The sequence below is a fragment of the Lacticaseibacillus suihuaensis genome (assembly GCF_054785075.1).
This window is the reverse complement of record NZ_BAAGBJ010000001.1, coordinates 392,132-407,305: the sequence shown is the minus strand read 5'-3', so window position 1 is coordinate 407,305 and position 15,174 is coordinate 392,132. Positions and strand designations below refer to the sequence as shown.

General features: G+C 61.4%; 11 protein-coding genes. All 11 read left to right on the top strand.

Features of this window, described 5'->3' with window-relative positions; genetic code table 11:
• Window positions 1-2: 2 nt before the first annotated feature.
• Window positions 3-1,712, top strand: coding sequence for a proline--tRNA ligase (locus tag ACYVRZ_RS01830; protein WP_461224292.1), 1,710 nt, complete (start codon window positions 3-5; stop codon window positions 1,710-1,712).
• A 140-nt stretch (window positions 1,713-1,852) separates the two neighbouring features.
• Window positions 1,853-6,184, top strand: coding sequence for a PolC-type DNA polymerase III (locus tag ACYVRZ_RS01825; RefSeq protein ID WP_461224290.1), 4,332 nt, complete (start codon window positions 1,853-1,855; stop codon window positions 6,182-6,184).
• A 182-nt stretch (window positions 6,185-6,366) separates the two neighbouring features.
• A complete protein-coding gene (gene rimP, locus ACYVRZ_RS01820) occupies window positions 6,367-6,840 on the top strand; it encodes a ribosome maturation factor RimP (RefSeq protein ID WP_461224288.1) in 474 nt (157 codons plus the stop codon).
• Between the two features lie 36 nt (window positions 6,841-6,876).
• Window positions 6,877-8,088: a transcription termination factor NusA gene (gene nusA, locus ACYVRZ_RS01815; RefSeq protein WP_461224286.1), complete on the top strand. Its 1,212-nt coding sequence runs from the start codon at window positions 6,877-6,879 to the stop codon at window positions 8,086-8,088.
• 9 nt (window positions 8,089-8,097) lie between these two features.
• Complete coding sequence (gene rnpM, locus ACYVRZ_RS01810) at window positions 8,098-8,397, top strand: RNase P modulator RnpM (protein ID WP_461224284.1); 300 nt, start codon at window positions 8,098-8,100, stop codon at window positions 8,395-8,397.
• Complete coding sequence (locus tag ACYVRZ_RS01805) at window positions 8,394-8,693, top strand: L7Ae/L30e/S12e/Gadd45 family ribosomal protein (RefSeq protein WP_461224282.1); 300 nt, start codon at window positions 8,394-8,396, stop codon at window positions 8,691-8,693. Before rnpM ends, ACYVRZ_RS01805 begins: the two co-directional genes overlap by 4 nt.
• Before the next feature lie 21 nt (window positions 8,694-8,714).
• Complete coding sequence (gene infB, locus ACYVRZ_RS01800; RefSeq protein WP_461224280.1) at window positions 8,715-11,513, top strand: translation initiation factor IF-2; 2,799 nt, start codon at window positions 8,715-8,717, stop codon at window positions 11,511-11,513.
• A gap of 40 nt (window positions 11,514-11,553) precedes the next feature.
• Window positions 11,554-11,898 carry a 30S ribosome-binding factor RbfA gene (gene rbfA, locus ACYVRZ_RS01795; RefSeq protein WP_461224278.1) on the top strand — a complete coding sequence of 115 codons (345 nt, stop codon included), beginning with the start codon at window positions 11,554-11,556 and terminating at the stop codon, window positions 11,896-11,898.
• A 236-nt stretch (window positions 11,899-12,134) separates the two neighbouring features.
• Window positions 12,135-13,064: a tRNA pseudouridine(55) synthase TruB gene (gene truB, locus ACYVRZ_RS01790; protein ID WP_461224276.1), complete on the top strand. Its 930-nt coding sequence runs from the start codon at window positions 12,135-12,137 to the stop codon at window positions 13,062-13,064.
• A complete protein-coding gene (ribF, locus tag ACYVRZ_RS01785) occupies window positions 13,051-13,998 on the top strand; it encodes a riboflavin biosynthesis protein RibF (protein ID WP_461224275.1) in 948 nt (315 codons plus the stop codon). Before truB ends, ribF begins: the two co-directional genes overlap by 14 nt.
• Window positions 13,998-15,143 carry a radical SAM family heme chaperone HemW gene (gene hemW / locus ACYVRZ_RS01780; RefSeq protein ID WP_461224273.1) on the top strand — a complete coding sequence of 382 codons (1,146 nt, stop codon included), beginning with the start codon at window positions 13,998-14,000 and terminating at the stop codon, window positions 15,141-15,143. The genes ribF and hemW overlap by 1 nt, the downstream gene beginning before the upstream one ends.
• Window positions 15,144-15,174 lie beyond the last annotated feature (31 nt).

Sequence of the window (15,174 nt, the reverse complement as noted above, 5' to 3'; positions counted from 1 at the left end):
TTTTGAAACAATCTCGCTTATTCATTCCTACCGTTAAAGAAGTGCCTAGCACCGCCGAGGCCAAGTCCCACCAGATGATGCTGCGTTCCGGCTTCATCCGCCAGGTGTCGGCCGGGGTCTACGCCTACCTGCCGCTGGCCTACCGGGTTTTGACCAACATCGAGGCCATCATCGACGACGAAATGCAAAAAATCGACGCCGTGAAGATGCAGATGCCGGCCATCCTGCCGGCCGAGCTTTGGCAGCAGTCCGGCCGCTACGAGACGTACGGGCCGAACCTGTTCAAGTTCAAGGACCGCCACGACCGCGACTTCATCCTGGGACCGACGCACGAGGAGACCTTCACGGACTTGGTCAAAAACCAGCTGAACTCCTACAAGAAGATGCCGCTGGTGCTTTACCAAATCCAAACCAAGTTCCGCGACGAGGACCGACCGCGCTACGGGCTGCTCCGCGGCCGCGAGTTCATCATGCTCGACGACTACTCCTTCACCGCCAACGAGGCGGATCTGGATGTCATCTACAAGCAGATGGAAAAGGCCTACACCAACATTTTCAACCGGTTGGGCCTGCAGTTTCGTGCCATCATCGGCGACGGCGGGGCGATGGGCGGCAAGGATTCCAAGGAGTTCTCCGCCATCGCACCGATCGGCGAGGACACCATCGTTTACTCCGACACCTCCGATTACGCCGCCAACCTGGAAATGGCCAAGAGCCTGACGGTGCCGATGCGCAGCCACGAGGACGCAAAGCCTTTGGCCACCGTCGACACCGGCGCGGCTAAGACCATCGAAGAGGTCGCCGCAACGCTTGCGGTGCCGGCCAGCCAGATCATCAAGTCCGTGCTTTTCATCGCCGATGAGAAGCCGGTGCTGGTGCTGGTTCGCGGCGATTACGAGGTCAACGACGTCAAGCTCAAGAACCTGTTGGGCGCGGACTTCCTGGACATGGCGACGCCTGAGCAGGTGCTGGCGACGATGCACACCGAAATCGGCAACATCGGTCCGGTCGGCGTCGGCGAAGACATTCGCGTGATCGCCGATGACAGCCTGAACGGCCTGGTCAACCTGGTGGCCGGGGCCAACGCGGCCGGCCAGCACCTGCAAAACGTCAACATCGGCCGCGATTTCACGCCGGAGCAGTTCGCCGACGTTCGCTTCGTCACGGAAGGCGAGCTGTCGCCGGATGGTGAAGGGGTGCTCAAGTTCACCCGCGGCATCGAAATCGGGCACATTTTCAAGCTCGGTACCCGCTACACCAAGGCGATGGGGGCGACCTTCCTCGACGAGAACGGCCGCGCCCAACCGATCATCATGGGCTCCTACGGCATCGGCGTGTCCCGCCTGCTGTCGGCCATCGCCGAGCAGACGCTCGACGACAACGGGCTGGTGTGGCCGAAGTCGATTGCGCCGTTCGACGTTCACGTCGTGCCGGTCAACCTCAAGAAGGCCGATCAGCAGGCGCTGACCGACACCATTGCGGCGGATCTCGAGCAGGCCGGCTACAGTGTCTTGGTCGACGACCGCAACGAGCGGCCGGGCGTCAAGTTCGCCGACGCGGATCTGATCGGCATTCCGGTGCGGGTCACGGTCGGCAAGAAGGCCGAAGATGGCATCGTCGAGCTCAAGCTGCGCAAGTCCGGTGAGACCCTTGAGGTCAAGGCCACCGAGCTGATCAATTCCCTCAAAATCCTCCTGGCTCAGCTCGACTGAGCCTAAGCACCGCCTTCGTGGCGGTGCTTTTTGGTTGGCCTGCGGCAGGGGTTGCCACGCCGCAGGGGGTGGGTTAGGATGAGATGATGACGCAAGATCGGCGCGATTTTGCGCGGCACAAGTAAAAAGGAGTGGCACTTTTGGCCTTATCGAAACAAGAAATGTTCGGCAAGCTGCTGGCGCAAATCAAGCTGCCGGCAGACATCGCAAACTACCCGGGCTTCGCCTCGGGCTGGGTGGAGCAGGTGGTGGTTCACCAGAAGACCAGGCGCTACGCCTTTACCCTTGGCTTTGAGCAGCTGCTGCCCTTTGCGGTGTTCTCGCAGCTTGAGGCCCACCTGAACGCGGCCTTTCAGGCGATTGCGACCACCGAGCTGAAGGTGGTGGTCGCCCAGCCCGAGCTGACCCAGGATCTGATTGCCGCTTACTGGCCCTTCGTGATCGCCCATGCCCAGATTACCTCGAGCATCGTCAACGAGCAGTGTGCCAAGCAGACGCCGGAGCTGCGAGACGGCCGGGTGACCCTGGTCGCCGAGAACCAGCCGGTGCAGCAGATGATGATTGAGCAAGGGTTGGGCAAGCTCGAGGAGACCTACCGCGACCTCGGCTTCGGCGGCCTGCGTCTGACTGCGGTGGTCGACTCGGCCCAAACCGAGGCGAAGCTGGCCGCCTTTCAGGCGCAAAAGGCGCAGGAGGCCGCGGCTCTCGCCAAGCGGGCCGCCGCCGTGGTGCAGGCTCGCGAAAAGCAGGAGACAGCAGCACCGGAGGGTCCGGTTCAGCTGGGCCGGGGCCTGCGTCCAAGCGACGAGCCGCAGCAGATGGTCACCATCAGCCAAGAAGAGCGCAGCGTCTTGATCGAAGGGTACGTGTTTGACGTCGAGGTGCGGCAGCTGCGCTCCAAGCGGTCGCTTTTGATGCTCAAGGTGACCGATTACACCTCGAGTTTTCTGGTCAAGAAGTTCAGCAACGGGGCCGAGGACGAGGCGGTGTTCGGCCGCATCCAAGAAGGCATGTGGTTGCGCATTCGCGGCAGCGTCCAGGAGGACAACTACTCCCGCGAGCTGACCGTCAACGCCCAAGACATTCAAGAGGTCCAAAAGGCCAAGCCGCAAGACACGGCGGCGGGTGATAAGCGCGTCGAGCTCCACCTGCACACCAACATGTCCCAGATGGACGGCATGACGCCGATCTCGGCCTACGTCAAACGCGCGGCGGCCTGGGGCCACACCGCAATCGCCGTCACCGACCACGCCGGGCTGCAGGCCTTCCCCGAGGCCCACAGCGCCGCGGCCAAGGCGGGGCTCAAGATGATCTACGGCGTCGAGGTGAACCTGGTCGACGACGGCACCCCGGTCGCCTACCAGGCGACTTCGCCGCGCGATCTGGCCACCGAGACCTACGTGGTGTTTGACATCGAAACCACGGGGCTCTCCGCGGTTTACGACAAAATCATCGAGCTGGCCGCCGTGAAGATGCAAGATGGCAAGGTGATCGATGAATTCGAGCAGATGATCGACCCGGGCTTTGCGCTGTCCGAAACCACCATTAACTTGACCAACATCACCGACGACATGGTGCGTGGTTCCAAAACCGAGGAAGCGGTGCTCCACCTGTTCCGCGAATTTTGCGAAGGCAGCATCATGTGCGGCCACAACGTCACCTTCGACGTCGGTTTCTTGAATGCGGCCTACCAACGCCTCAACGAGGACAAGATTCAAAACCCGGTGATCGACACCCTGGAGCTGTCGCGCATGCTGCACCCGGAGCGCAAGAACCACAAGCTGGACACCTTGACTCGCGCCTACAAGATTTCTTTGGAGCATCACCACCGGGCCAACGCCGACGCGGAGGCCACTGGCTACCTGATGTACGCCTTGGAGAAGGAGGCGGCCGAGACTTACGGCATGACGCGGCTGGATCAGCTCAACGACCGCGTCGGGGCCGGCAACGCCTGGCAGCAAAGCCGGCCCAGCCACGCCGTGATTCTGGCCAAAACCCAGGCGGGGCTCAAGAACCTGTTCAAGCTGGTGTCGATGAGCAACGTCGAGACCTACTACCGGATGCCGCGGGTGCCGCGCAGCCGCCTGCAGAAGCTGCGGGAGGGCCTGATTGTCGGCTCGGCCTGCGCAAGCGGCGACGTGTTCACCGCGATGATGCAAAAGGGCTACGCCGAGGCGCTTGAACGGGCCCGGTTCTACGACTACCTGGAGGTCCAGCCGCTGGCCAACTACCTGCCGCTGCGGGAGGCCGAGCTGATTCAAGGCGAGGCCCATCTCAAGGACATCATCACCAAGATCATCCAGATCGGCGCCGAGCTCGACATTCCGGTGGTCGCGACCGGCGATGCCCATTACCTGGACAAAACCGATGCGATCTACCGCAAGATCCTGATTCACAGCCAGGGCGGGGCCAATCCGCTGAACCGCCACAGCCTGCCGGACGTCCACTTCCGCTCGACTCAGGAGATGTTGGATGATTTTGCCTGGCTGGGCCAAGACGTCGCCCACAAGCTGGTGGTCGACAACACCCACCTGGTCGCCGATTGGGTCGACGGCGCTATCACCCCGGTCAAGGACAAGCTCTACACGCCAGAAATTCCCGGCGTCGAGGAGAACCTGACCAACGACGTGATGCGAACCGCTCACCGCCTGTACGGCGATCCGCTGCCGGAAATCGTGCAAAAGCGGCTGGACAAGGAGATGAAAAGCATCATCGGCAACGGCTTTTCGGTGATCTACAACATCGCCCAGCAGCTGGTGCTCAAGTCCAACAAGGACGGCTACTTGGTCGGCTCCCGTGGGTCCGTCGGCTCAAGTTTGGCCGCCACGATGTCTGGCATCACCGAGATCAACCCGCTGCCGCCGCACTACCGCTGCCCCAAGTGCCAGCACTGCGAGTTCTTCACCAAGGGCGAGTACGGCTCGGGTTTTGACCTGCCGGACAAGAACTGCCCGGAATGCGGCACCGAGATGGTCAAGGACGGCCAAGACATTCCGTTTGAAACCTTCCTGGGCTTCCACGGCGACAAGGTCCCGGATATCGATCTGAACTTCTCGGGTGACTACCAGCCGGTGGCCCACAATTACATCAAGGTGTTGTTCGGCGAGGACCACGCCTTTCGCGCCGGCACCATCGGCACGGTGGCGGATAAAACCGCGTATGGTTACGTCAAGGCCTACGAGCGTGACACCGGCCAGATGCTGCGCGGCGCCGAAATCGACCGGCTGGCCAAGGGGGCGACCGGTGTCAAGCGAACCACCGGTCAGCACCCGGCCGGCATCCTGATTGTGCCGGCCGACAAGGACATCTACGACTTCTCGCCGATTCAGTACCCCGCCGACGACCAAAACGCCGCGTGGATGACCACGCACTTTGATTTCCACTCGATCCACGACAACATCTTGAAGATGGATGTGCTGGGCCACGATGACCCGACCATGATCCGCATGCTCCAGGACCTGTCTGGCATCGACCCTAAGTCGATTCCGATGGACGACCCCGGGGTGATGTCGCTGTTTTCAAGCCCCGACATCTTGAACGTGACGCCCGAGCAGATTTTTTCCAAAACCGGGACCCTTGGGGTGCCAGAGTTTGGGACCCGCTTCGTGCGGGGGATGCTTGAGGAAACCCACCCGGCGAAGTTCTCCGAGCTGCTTCAGATTTCCGGTCTGTCCCACGGCACCGACGTGTGGCTGGGCAACGCCGAGGAGCTGATTCAGCAAGGCGTCGTCACCATCAAGGAAGTGATCGGCTGCCGTGACAACATCATGATGGACCTGATTCACTGGGGCATGGACGAATCCATGGCCTTCAACATCATGGAGCACGTCAGAAAGGGTCGCGGGATCCCCGACGACTGGCAGCAGGCGATGCGCGACAACGAGAACGTGCCGGATTGGTACATCGACTCGTGCCTGAAGATCAAGTACATGTTCCCGAAGGCCCACGCCGCGGCTTACGACCTGATGGGACTGCGCATCGCGTGGTTCAAGGTCTACCTGCCGCTGGTGTACTACGCGGCCTACTTCTCGGTGCGAGCCGAGGACTTCGACCTGGCCGCCATGAGCCACGGCAAGGACGCGGTCAAGGCCGCGATGAAGGCGATCACCGACCTTGGCAACGACGCCTCGGCCAAGGAGAAGAGCCTCTTGACGATTCTCGAAATCGCCAACGAATGCCTCGAGCGCGGCTTCAAGATCAAGATGGTCGATGTGGAAAAGTCCGACGCCCATGACTTCACCATCGTCGATGACCACACGCTGCTGGCGCCGTTCCGTGCGGTACCGGGGCTGGGTGACAACGTCGCCAAGCAGATCGTCTCCGCCCGAGAGGAGAAGCCGTTCCTGTCCAAGGAGGACCTCGCCAACCGCGGCAAGGTCTCCAAGACCTTGATCGACTACATGACGGAGAATCACGTGCTGGACGCGATGCCGGACGAGAACCAGCTGTCCCTGTTTGACAGCCTGTTTTAGCCCGGCGAACTCGAGGTGGTGTCAGGGCGAATAACTTGACATTCACCGTTGCGTTTTGGCGGGGTTCGTGATAAATTATTAGTAGTGAATTAAATCCTCGGAAGGGAGTGAGCAGAAATGCTCACTCTTTTTATTGGAGGTCCCCGGGTGATCAGTCGCTTGGGGTGAAAGGGGGAAAAAGCTTGAGCACGGTTGTTGAAGCAGTCACTGCAATCGTTGATCCGATCCTAGCCGAACACCAATTTTCGCTCGCCGACCTTGAATTCGTGAAGGAAGGCGGCAGTTGGTACCTGCGCGTGTACATCGACAAGCCGGGGGGCATCACGCTCAACGAGTGCGTCATGGTCTCCGAGGCCCTGTCTGAAAAGCTCGACCAAACAGAGCCCGACCCGATTCCGCAGGCCTACTTCCTGGAGGTCTCAAGTCCCGGCGCCGAGCGGCCACTCAAAACCGAAGTGGATTACCAAAACGCGGTGAATGACTACATTCACATTTCGCTGTTCACCAAGCTCAACGGCAAGAAGGTGTTCGAAGGCACGCTCAAGGCGTTGACCGAAGACGCCCTGACCCTTGAGCTCAAGGACAAGGGACGTAAGCACACGCAGGTCTTTGCGCGACCAAACATCGCCAACGCCCGCCTGGCGATTGAATTCTAGCAAATCGCGCGAACGCGCTGTAAAGGAAGGAACAACATGTCTAAGGAAATGATCGAAGCCCTCGATGCGCTTGAGCAAGAGAAGGGCGTCAAAAAAGAGGTCGTGATCGAGGCGCTTGAGGCGGCCCTGGTTTCTGCGTACAAGCGAAACTACAACCAGGCCCAAAACGTCGAGGTCAACTTCGACCCCAAGAAGGGCGATATTCACGTTTACGCCGTCAAGGAAGTGACGGAGCAGGTCTTTGACTCCCGCCTTGAAGTGGGCCTGAAGGACGCGCTTGAAATCAACCGGGCCTACGAGGTCGGCGACGAGATTCGCTTTGAGGTCACGCCGCGCGACTTCGGCCGCATCGCGGCCCAAACCGCCAAGCAGGTGATCATGCAGCGGGTCCGTGAAGCCGAACGCAGCATTATTTTCGACGAGTACTCCCAGTACGAAGACGAAATCATGACCGGCCAGGTGGAGCGGCGCGACAACAAGTTCATCTACGTCAACCTCGGCAAGATCGAGGCCGTCTTGGGCAAGCAAGACCAGATGCCCAATGAGCACTACGAGGCCCACGACCGCATCAAGGTCTTCGTCTCCAAGGTCGAAAACACCAGTAAAGGCCCTCAGGTCTTCGTCTCCCGCACCAACCCCGGCCTGGTGAAGCGCCTGTTCGAACAGGAAGTTCCAGAGATTTTCCAGGGCGTCGTCGAAATCGCGGGGATTGCCCGTGAGGCCGGCGATCGCACCAAGATCGCGGTGCGGTCGACCAACCCCTCCGTCGACCCGGTCGGCACCACCGTCGGACCCAAGGGCTCACGGGTGCAGGCCGTCGTCAACGAGCTGTCCGGTGAAAACATGGACGTGGTGCAGTGGGAAGAGGATCCGGTGGATTACATCGCCAACGCCTTGAACCCGGCGCAAGTGATCGCCGTTCAGTTCAACGACGAGGACAACGACCGCTCCTGCACGGTCATCGTGCCGGACTACCAGCTGTCCTTGGCCATCGGTAAGAAGGGTCAAAACGCCCGGCTGGCCGCCAAGCTCACTGGCTACAAGATCGACATCAAGCCGGAATCCGAAGTCGAATTCGTCGACGACGAGGAGCTTGAAGAGGCTGATGAGGCGATCGAAGCGCAAGACGCCGCGGTTGAAGACGATGCCGCAGCGGCGACGCCGGCAGAAGACACCGCAGCGGACGCTGACGCTGAGCCGGCTGCTGACGCCGACTCGGCCGAGCCCGACACGGCGGATGCCGAGTAGGAGGACGCTATGAAAACTCGCAAGATCCCGCTTCGCAAGGACCTGCTGACCGGCGAGATGTTCCCCAAGAAATCCCTGGTGCGGATCGTGAAGAACGCCGACGACACCGTTGCCATCGACCCGACTGGCAAGGCGCAAGGACGCGGGGCCTACGTTGCCCTGGATCCGGCGGCTGTGAAGGCCGCCAAGAAGAAGCAGGTCATCGAAAAGGCCTTTGGCATCAAGGTGGCGCCGGAATTTTACGACGAACTCTTCGCCTATGTCGATCACCAAAAGGCGCGGCTTGAACTCTTCGGCGATAAGCAATGACCCAAGAACAAGCCTTGAATCTGCTGGGCCTGGCCAAGCGGGCCGACCGCCTCGTGACCGGGGAAAGCTTCGTGCTGGGAGCCATTCGGGACCAAAGCGCCAAGCTGGTCCTGGTTGCCAGCGATGCCAGCGCCAACACTCACAAGAAATTTACAGACAAAAGTAGCTTTTACGAGATTCCACTTGTCGACAGCTTGACCACTGGCCAGCTGTCGCACGCGATCGGCGCTAAGCGGAGTCTGATCGCGGTTTGCGATACCGGCTTTGCAAAAAAGCTATTAAAGCTGCTCACCTAAAAAACAAGGGAGCGTGAAGAAATGGGCAAAAAACGCGTTTATGAATTTGCCAAAGAATTGAACGTCACAAGCAAGCAGGTGCTCGATGCGGCCAAGGCGAAGGGAATTGTCTTCTCCTCGCACATGGCCACCATCGACGCGGCGCAAGAGGCGACCATCAAGTCGGGTCTGACCCCCGCGGCCACGCAGGCGGCACCGAAGCCAGCGGCGCCAAAGGCTGAGGCGGCCCAACCCGCGGCCAAGCCTGCTGCGACCAAGCCGGCCGCCGCGCAGGCTGCCCCGACCCAACCGGCCGCCAAGCCGGCCGAAACCGAGAAGCCGGCGCCTGGGACCCACCACACGGTTCAAAAAACCGCCGATGGCAAGACCAAGATCTCGAAGTCTGCCATTCGCCGGCCGAAGAACGCCCCGGCGCGTGGTCAGCGGATGGGCGGCCAGGGTCAAGGCCGCGGCCAAAACGGCCAGCAAGGTCAAGGCGGCCAAGGCCAAGGCAACCGCGGCGGTCAAAACCGTGGTGGCCAGCCGCGCGACAATCGTAACGGTCAGGGCCGCAACGAAAGCGGCAGCAACCAAAACCGCGGCCAGCAGAGCCAGCGGCCTAACCAGGGCCAAGGCGGCCAGCGCAACGATCGCCGCAACGATCGCTTCGCCAACAACGGGGCGCCAAGCCCACGGCCACGCGCCGGCCGGGCGACCCAGGCCAACTCGAATCCGCGGCCGGTTGCCGGCAACGACGAGAAGTTCATTCAGCAGCTGAAGGACTCCAGGCGCCGGCGCGAGGAGCAAAAGGCCGAAAAGCAGGCTGAAAAGTCTGCCGAGAAGCCGGCGCCGCGTCCGGTCGGCAAGCCGGCCGAGGCGCCACGCGCCCAGGCCGCTCAGACCAGCCAACCGGCCAAGCCGGCAGCTCGGGCCGAGCACAGTCGGCCACAGTTCCAAGGACGTCAGCAGCAATCTAACGACAATCGCGGCAACTCCTTCAACAAGCGGCGCAACAAGAAGAACAAGCGTCGTGCTCAGGCACAGCCGAAGAAGGAAATGCCACAACGTAAGGAGCGGCCATTGCCAGAAAAACTGATCTACACGGTCGGAATGAACGCCCAGGACCTGGGTAAGATTCTGCACCGCGAACCAGCCGAAATCATCAAGAAGCTCTTCATGCTCGGCGTGATGGTGAACCAAAACCAGAGCCTGGACAAGGACGCCATCGAGCTGATCGCGACCGACTACGGCATCGAAGCTGAAGAGAAGGTCGTCGAAGACATCGCCGACATCGACACGCTGTTCGAGGCCGAGGCCGACAACAAGGACCACCAGGCACCGCGGCCGCCGGTTGTGACCATCATGGGCCACGTCGACCACGGTAAGACGACGCTGTTGGATAAGCTGCGTCACACCCACGTGACCGAAGGCGAAGCCGGCGGGATCACCCAGCACATCGGGGCTTACCAGGTTCGCCTGAATGATCGCCTGATCACCTTCCTGGACACCCCAGGACACGCTGCCTTCACCAACATGCGGGCGCGGGGGGCCGACATCACCGACATCATCGTGCTGGTAGTTGCGGCCGACGACGGCGTGATGCCACAGACCATCGAGGCGATCAACCACGCCAAGGCGGCCAATGCGCCGATTATCGTGGCGGTCAACAAGATCGATAAGCCAGGCGCCAACCCGAACCACGTGATGGAACAGCTCACCGAGTACGGCCTGATCCCAGAAGACTGGGGCGGCGACACCATTTTCGTTCAGATTTCGGCGAAGTTCGGCAAGAACATCGACGAGCTGCTCGAAATGATTCTGCTGGAAGCCGACGTCTTGGAGCTCAAGGCCAACCCGCAGCAAAAAGCGATCGGGACGGTCATCGAGGCCAAGCTGGACAAGGGCCGTGGTCCTGTCACCACCGTGCTGGTTCAGCAAGGGACGCTGCACGTCGGCGATCCGGTCGTGGTCGGCAACACCTTCGGGCGCATCCGGGTCATGACCAACGATCGTGGCCGACGCGTCAAGGAAGCCGTGCCGGCGATGCCGGTCGAAATCACCGGGCTCAACGACGTGCCGCAATCCGCCGACAAGTTCGTGGTCTTCGACGACGAAAAGAGCGCCCGGGCGGCCGGTGAGGAACGCGCGAAGCGGGCGCTTGACAAGGTTCGTCAGGAAACGCACCGCGTGACGCTTGACAACCTGTTTGAGACCATGAAGGAAGGCCAACTCAAGGAAGTCGACGTCATCATCAAGGGTGACGTACAAGGCTCCGTTGAGGCGCTGGCCGGATCGCTCAACAAGATCGAGGTCGAAGGCGTTCGCGTCAACATCATTCACCAGGCCGTCGGGGCTATCAACGAATCCGACGTCACCCTGGCCAGTGCGTCCAACGCGATCATCATCGGCTTCAACGTTCGCCCGACGCCTCAGGCCAAGCAACAGGCCGACGCCGACGACGTGGATATTCGCCTCCACCGGGTCATTTACAAGGCCATCGAGGAGATCGAATCCGCGATGAAGGGGATGCTCGAACCGACCTTCGAAGAGAAGGTCATCGGCTCTTTGACGGTTCGCGAAACCATCAACGTGTCGAAAATCGGCACGGTCGCTGGTGCGTTCGTCGACTCCGGGTACATCACCCGCGACGCCGGCGTTCGCCTGATCCGCGACGGCATCGTGATTCACGAAGGCAAGCTCGGCTCGCTGCGTCGCTTCAAGGATGACGTCAAGAAGGTCACCATGGGCTTTGAGCTCGGCTTGACCATCGAGAACTACAACGACATCAAGGTCGACGACCAGATTGAGGCCTACACGATGGAAGAAGTGCCAGTCAAGTAAGCGGTGCAGCAAACGGCCGCATCGCCGCGGAGGTAGCAACATGAAACATCGAATCGGGCGCGTTGAAACGCAGATTCAGCGGGAAATCGACGACATTTTGCTCAAGGATGTCAACGATCCGCGGGTGCAAGGGGTCACCATCACCGGGGTTCGCATGACCGGCGATTTGCAGGAGGCCACCGTTTACTACAGCGTCCTGCAAGACGATGCGAAGCACGTCGCGGAGACCCAAGCCGGCCTGGATAAGGCCCAGGGGTTGATTCGCCGCGAGGTCGGGCAGCGCATCAAGCTGTTCAAGGTGCCGACGATTACCTTCGTCCAGGACACCTCGGTTCAGTACGGGGCTCGCATCGACCAGCTGCTCAACGACATGCGCAAGGATTAACCACGAAAAAGCCGCCACTGTGCGGCTTTTTTGATGGCCTGGCGAAGCAGTGGTGGGGGCAAAGTCGGCGGCCGCGGGTCGTGCGATCGAACACCGACGGCGGCCAGCGGTCAATCCCCGTTGCGGTCCAGCGGCCGCTCGCCGGACTGGCGGCCCAGGCACCCTTGGCCCGTTGGCCGCGGCACGGTATAATAGACTGAATGCGGTCGCACGGCGACCCGGATGGGAGCAATGATATGGACGGCATTTTGCCAGTATACAAACCCAGCGGCATGACCTCTGCAGACGTGGTCAGCAAGCTGCGGTACCTGCTACAGATGAGGCGGATCGGCCACTCCGGAACCTTGGACCCGAGCGTCGATGGCGTGTTGCCGATTGCGCTTGGGGCGGCCACCAAGGCGGTCCCGGCGCTGATGGCACTGGGCAAGACCTACACCGGTTCGGTTTTGCTTGGGGTCGCAACCGAAACCGAGGACCTCGACGGGGCCGAGATCGCCCGGCAGCGCCTGACTGCGCCGCTTGACGTGGCCGCCATCGATGCGGCCATGGCGAGCCTGACCGGTGACATCGTGCAGATTCCGCCGATGTACTCGGCGGTCAAGGTCAATGGGCGGCGCCTGTACGACTACGCGCGACACGGCGAGCACGTCGAGCGGCCGCGCCGCGCGGCCCATGTCTACGCGTTCACCCGGACCGCGGCCCCGGTGTTCGACGAAGTGGCCGGCACCGTGAGCTTCACCTTCACGGCCACTGTCAGCAAGGGCACTTACATTCGGACGCTTGCCGTGGATGTCGGTCAGGTGCTGGGGTTGCCGGCGGTGATGAGCCAGCTCACCCGCACCCAAAGCGGCGGCTTCACGCTGGCGCAGACGCTTGATCTGCGTGAGCTATCGCGAGAGACCGCCCCTGAGGCGGCCCAGGCTCACCTGCGGCCGATCGAGTACGCCTACCCAACGGTGCCGCAAGTCAGCCTGACGGCGGCGCAGTGGGGAGACGTGCAAAACGGCAAGGCGCTCGTGCTGAGCCAAACCGCGCCGCAGCTGGCCCTGATGCAAGGTGCCACGCTCAAGGCGATTTACCACCGGGTCGGCGAGCTGTACCGCCCGGATGTGATGTTTTTGGCCAATGTTTGGATGAACGGGGATACGATGAATGAAAGTCTTTGATATTTTACCGCCGCTTGACGCGGCGCTGCGGCCCCAGGCACCGGTGGTGTTGGCTCTGGGCTTCTTTGATGGGGTTCACCTGGGTCACCAGGCGGTGCTGCGCCGGGCCAGGCAGGAGGCCGATCGCCGCGGCCTGGACTTGGCCGTGATGACCTTCGATGTTCACCCTGCGGTGATTTACCGCGGAGTGCCGGCCGCAAGCGTTCGCTACCTGTCGCCACGGCCGCGCAAGGAGGCCTTGATGGCCGACTGCGGGGTAGATCTGCTGTACTTTGTCCACTTCACGCCCGAGTTTGCGGCGCTTGCCCCGCAGGCCTTTGTCGATCAGTACCTGGTGGGGCTCAACGCCGCGGTGGTCGTGGCCGGGTTTGACTACACCTACGGCAAGCGAGCGGTGGCCAACATGACCAAGCTGCCCGGCTACGCGGCCGCACGCTTCGCTGTGGTGACGGTGCCCGAGGCCCTGCAGGACGGGCAGAAAATCTCATCGACGCGCATCCGCGCGGCGCTTGACGCAGGCGATGTCGACTTGGCCAACCGCCTGCTGGGTTATGCCTACCGCACCTCGGGGCCGGTGGTTCACGGCGAGGCCCGGGGACGGACGCTCGGTTTTCCGACCGCCAACATCGACACGCCGGCGGCCGAACGCCTGCCGGGCATCGGCATCTACGTGGTGCGGGTACTGGTTCGCGGCGACTGGGTGCCGGGGATGGCCTCGGTGGGCCGCAACGTGACCTTCGGCGCCGGGCGACCGGTGACGCTTGAGATCAACCTGTTTGACTTCAGTGAAGACATCTACGGTGAGGCCACCCAGGTCGAGTGGTTGCATTACCTGCGCGGCGAGGTCAAGTTTGACGGGGCCGCCGGGCTGATTGCGCAACTGCAGCACGACCAGGCGGAATCCGATGCCTACCTCAAGGAGCATAGGAACTGATGGCCGGCGCATACATTCACATCCCGTTTTGCGATCACATCTGCTACTACTGCGACTTCAACAAGGTGTTCATCGAGGGCCAGCCGGTCGACACGTACTTGGATATGCTGTTGCGAGAGATGCGGCTGGTGATGGCCGCTCACGCCAAAGACGCGATTCAAACCGTGTACATCGGCGGTGGCACCCCGACGGCGCTTTCGGCCCAGCAGCTGGATCGGCTCCTCACCGGGGTGCGAGAGGTTTTGCACTTCACGCAAGGGGAGTTCACCGTTGAGGCCAACCCCAACGACTTGCTGACGCTGGACAAGCTGCAGGTGATGCGCGACCACGGGGTCAACCGGCTGTCGATCGGGGTGCAGTCCTTTGATGACCAGATTCTCAAGCGCATCGGCCGCACCCACAAGGCCCAAGACGTGTATCGGGCCATCGAAAACGCCCGGCAGGTCGGATTTGATAACCTGTCCATCGACCTAATCTTCCGGCTGCCCGGGCAAAGCCGCGAAAACTTCCTGCACAGCCTCCACGAGGCGCTGGCGCTAGATCTGCCGCACTACTCGACTTATTCACTGATTCTTGAGAAGAAGACGATTTTTTACAACCTGATGCGCAAGGGGCGGCTGCAGCTGCCCAGCCAAGACGTCGAGGCCGACATGTACCAAGACGCCATTGACCTGATGCGTGCCAACGGCCGCGATCAGTACGAGATCTCCAACTTCGCCAAGCCCGGCTACCAGTGCGAACACAACCTGCTGTACTGGCAAAACGACAAGTACTTCGGCTTTGGCGCCGGTGCGTTCGGCTACCTGGGTCGCGACCGCTACCACAATTTCGGCCCGATTCAACAGTACCTGGCGCCGCTTGAGGCCAACAAGGTGCCGGTGATCGAACACCACTTGGTGCCGCTTGAAGAGCAGATTGAAGAGGAAATGTTCCTAGGCCTTCGCACCCGGGCGGGGGTCAGCCGCAAGCGCTTCGCGGATCGTTACCACATGCAGATCGAAGACGTCTACGGGGGTCTGATCGACCAGCTCAAGGAACAGCAGTTGCTCAAGGAGGTCGCCGGGAGTCTGAGCCTGACCAACCAAGGCATGTTTTTGGGCAATGAGGTGTTCCAGCAGTTCCTGTTGGATGATCCGCTGGTGTAGCGACTCGGGCGCAGGGCTGATTTAGCAACCC

Coding starts and splice junctions, on each gene's coding strand:
- rbfA (WP_461224278.1), top strand. CDS start 11,554: ATGAAACATCGAATCGGGCGCGTTGAAACGCAGATTCAGCGGGAAATC.
- truB (WP_461224276.1), top strand. CDS start 12,135: ATGGACGGCATTTTGCCAGTATACAAACCCAGCGGCATGACCTCTGCA.
- rnpM (WP_461224284.1), top strand. CDS start 8,098: ATGAAAACTCGCAAGATCCCGCTTCGCAAGGACCTGCTGACCGGCGAG.
- infB (WP_461224280.1), top strand. CDS start 8,715: ATGGGCAAAAAACGCGTTTATGAATTTGCCAAAGAATTGAACGTCACA.
- nusA (WP_461224286.1), top strand. CDS start 6,877: ATGTCTAAGGAAATGATCGAAGCCCTCGATGCGCTTGAGCAAGAGAAG.
- hemW (WP_461224273.1), top strand. CDS start 13,998: ATGGCCGGCGCATACATTCACATCCCGTTTTGCGATCACATCTGCTAC.
- ACYVRZ_RS01805 (WP_461224282.1), top strand. CDS start 8,394: ATGACCCAAGAACAAGCCTTGAATCTGCTGGGCCTGGCCAAGCGGGCC.
- ribF (WP_461224275.1), top strand. CDS start 13,051: ATGAAAGTCTTTGATATTTTACCGCCGCTTGACGCGGCGCTGCGGCCC.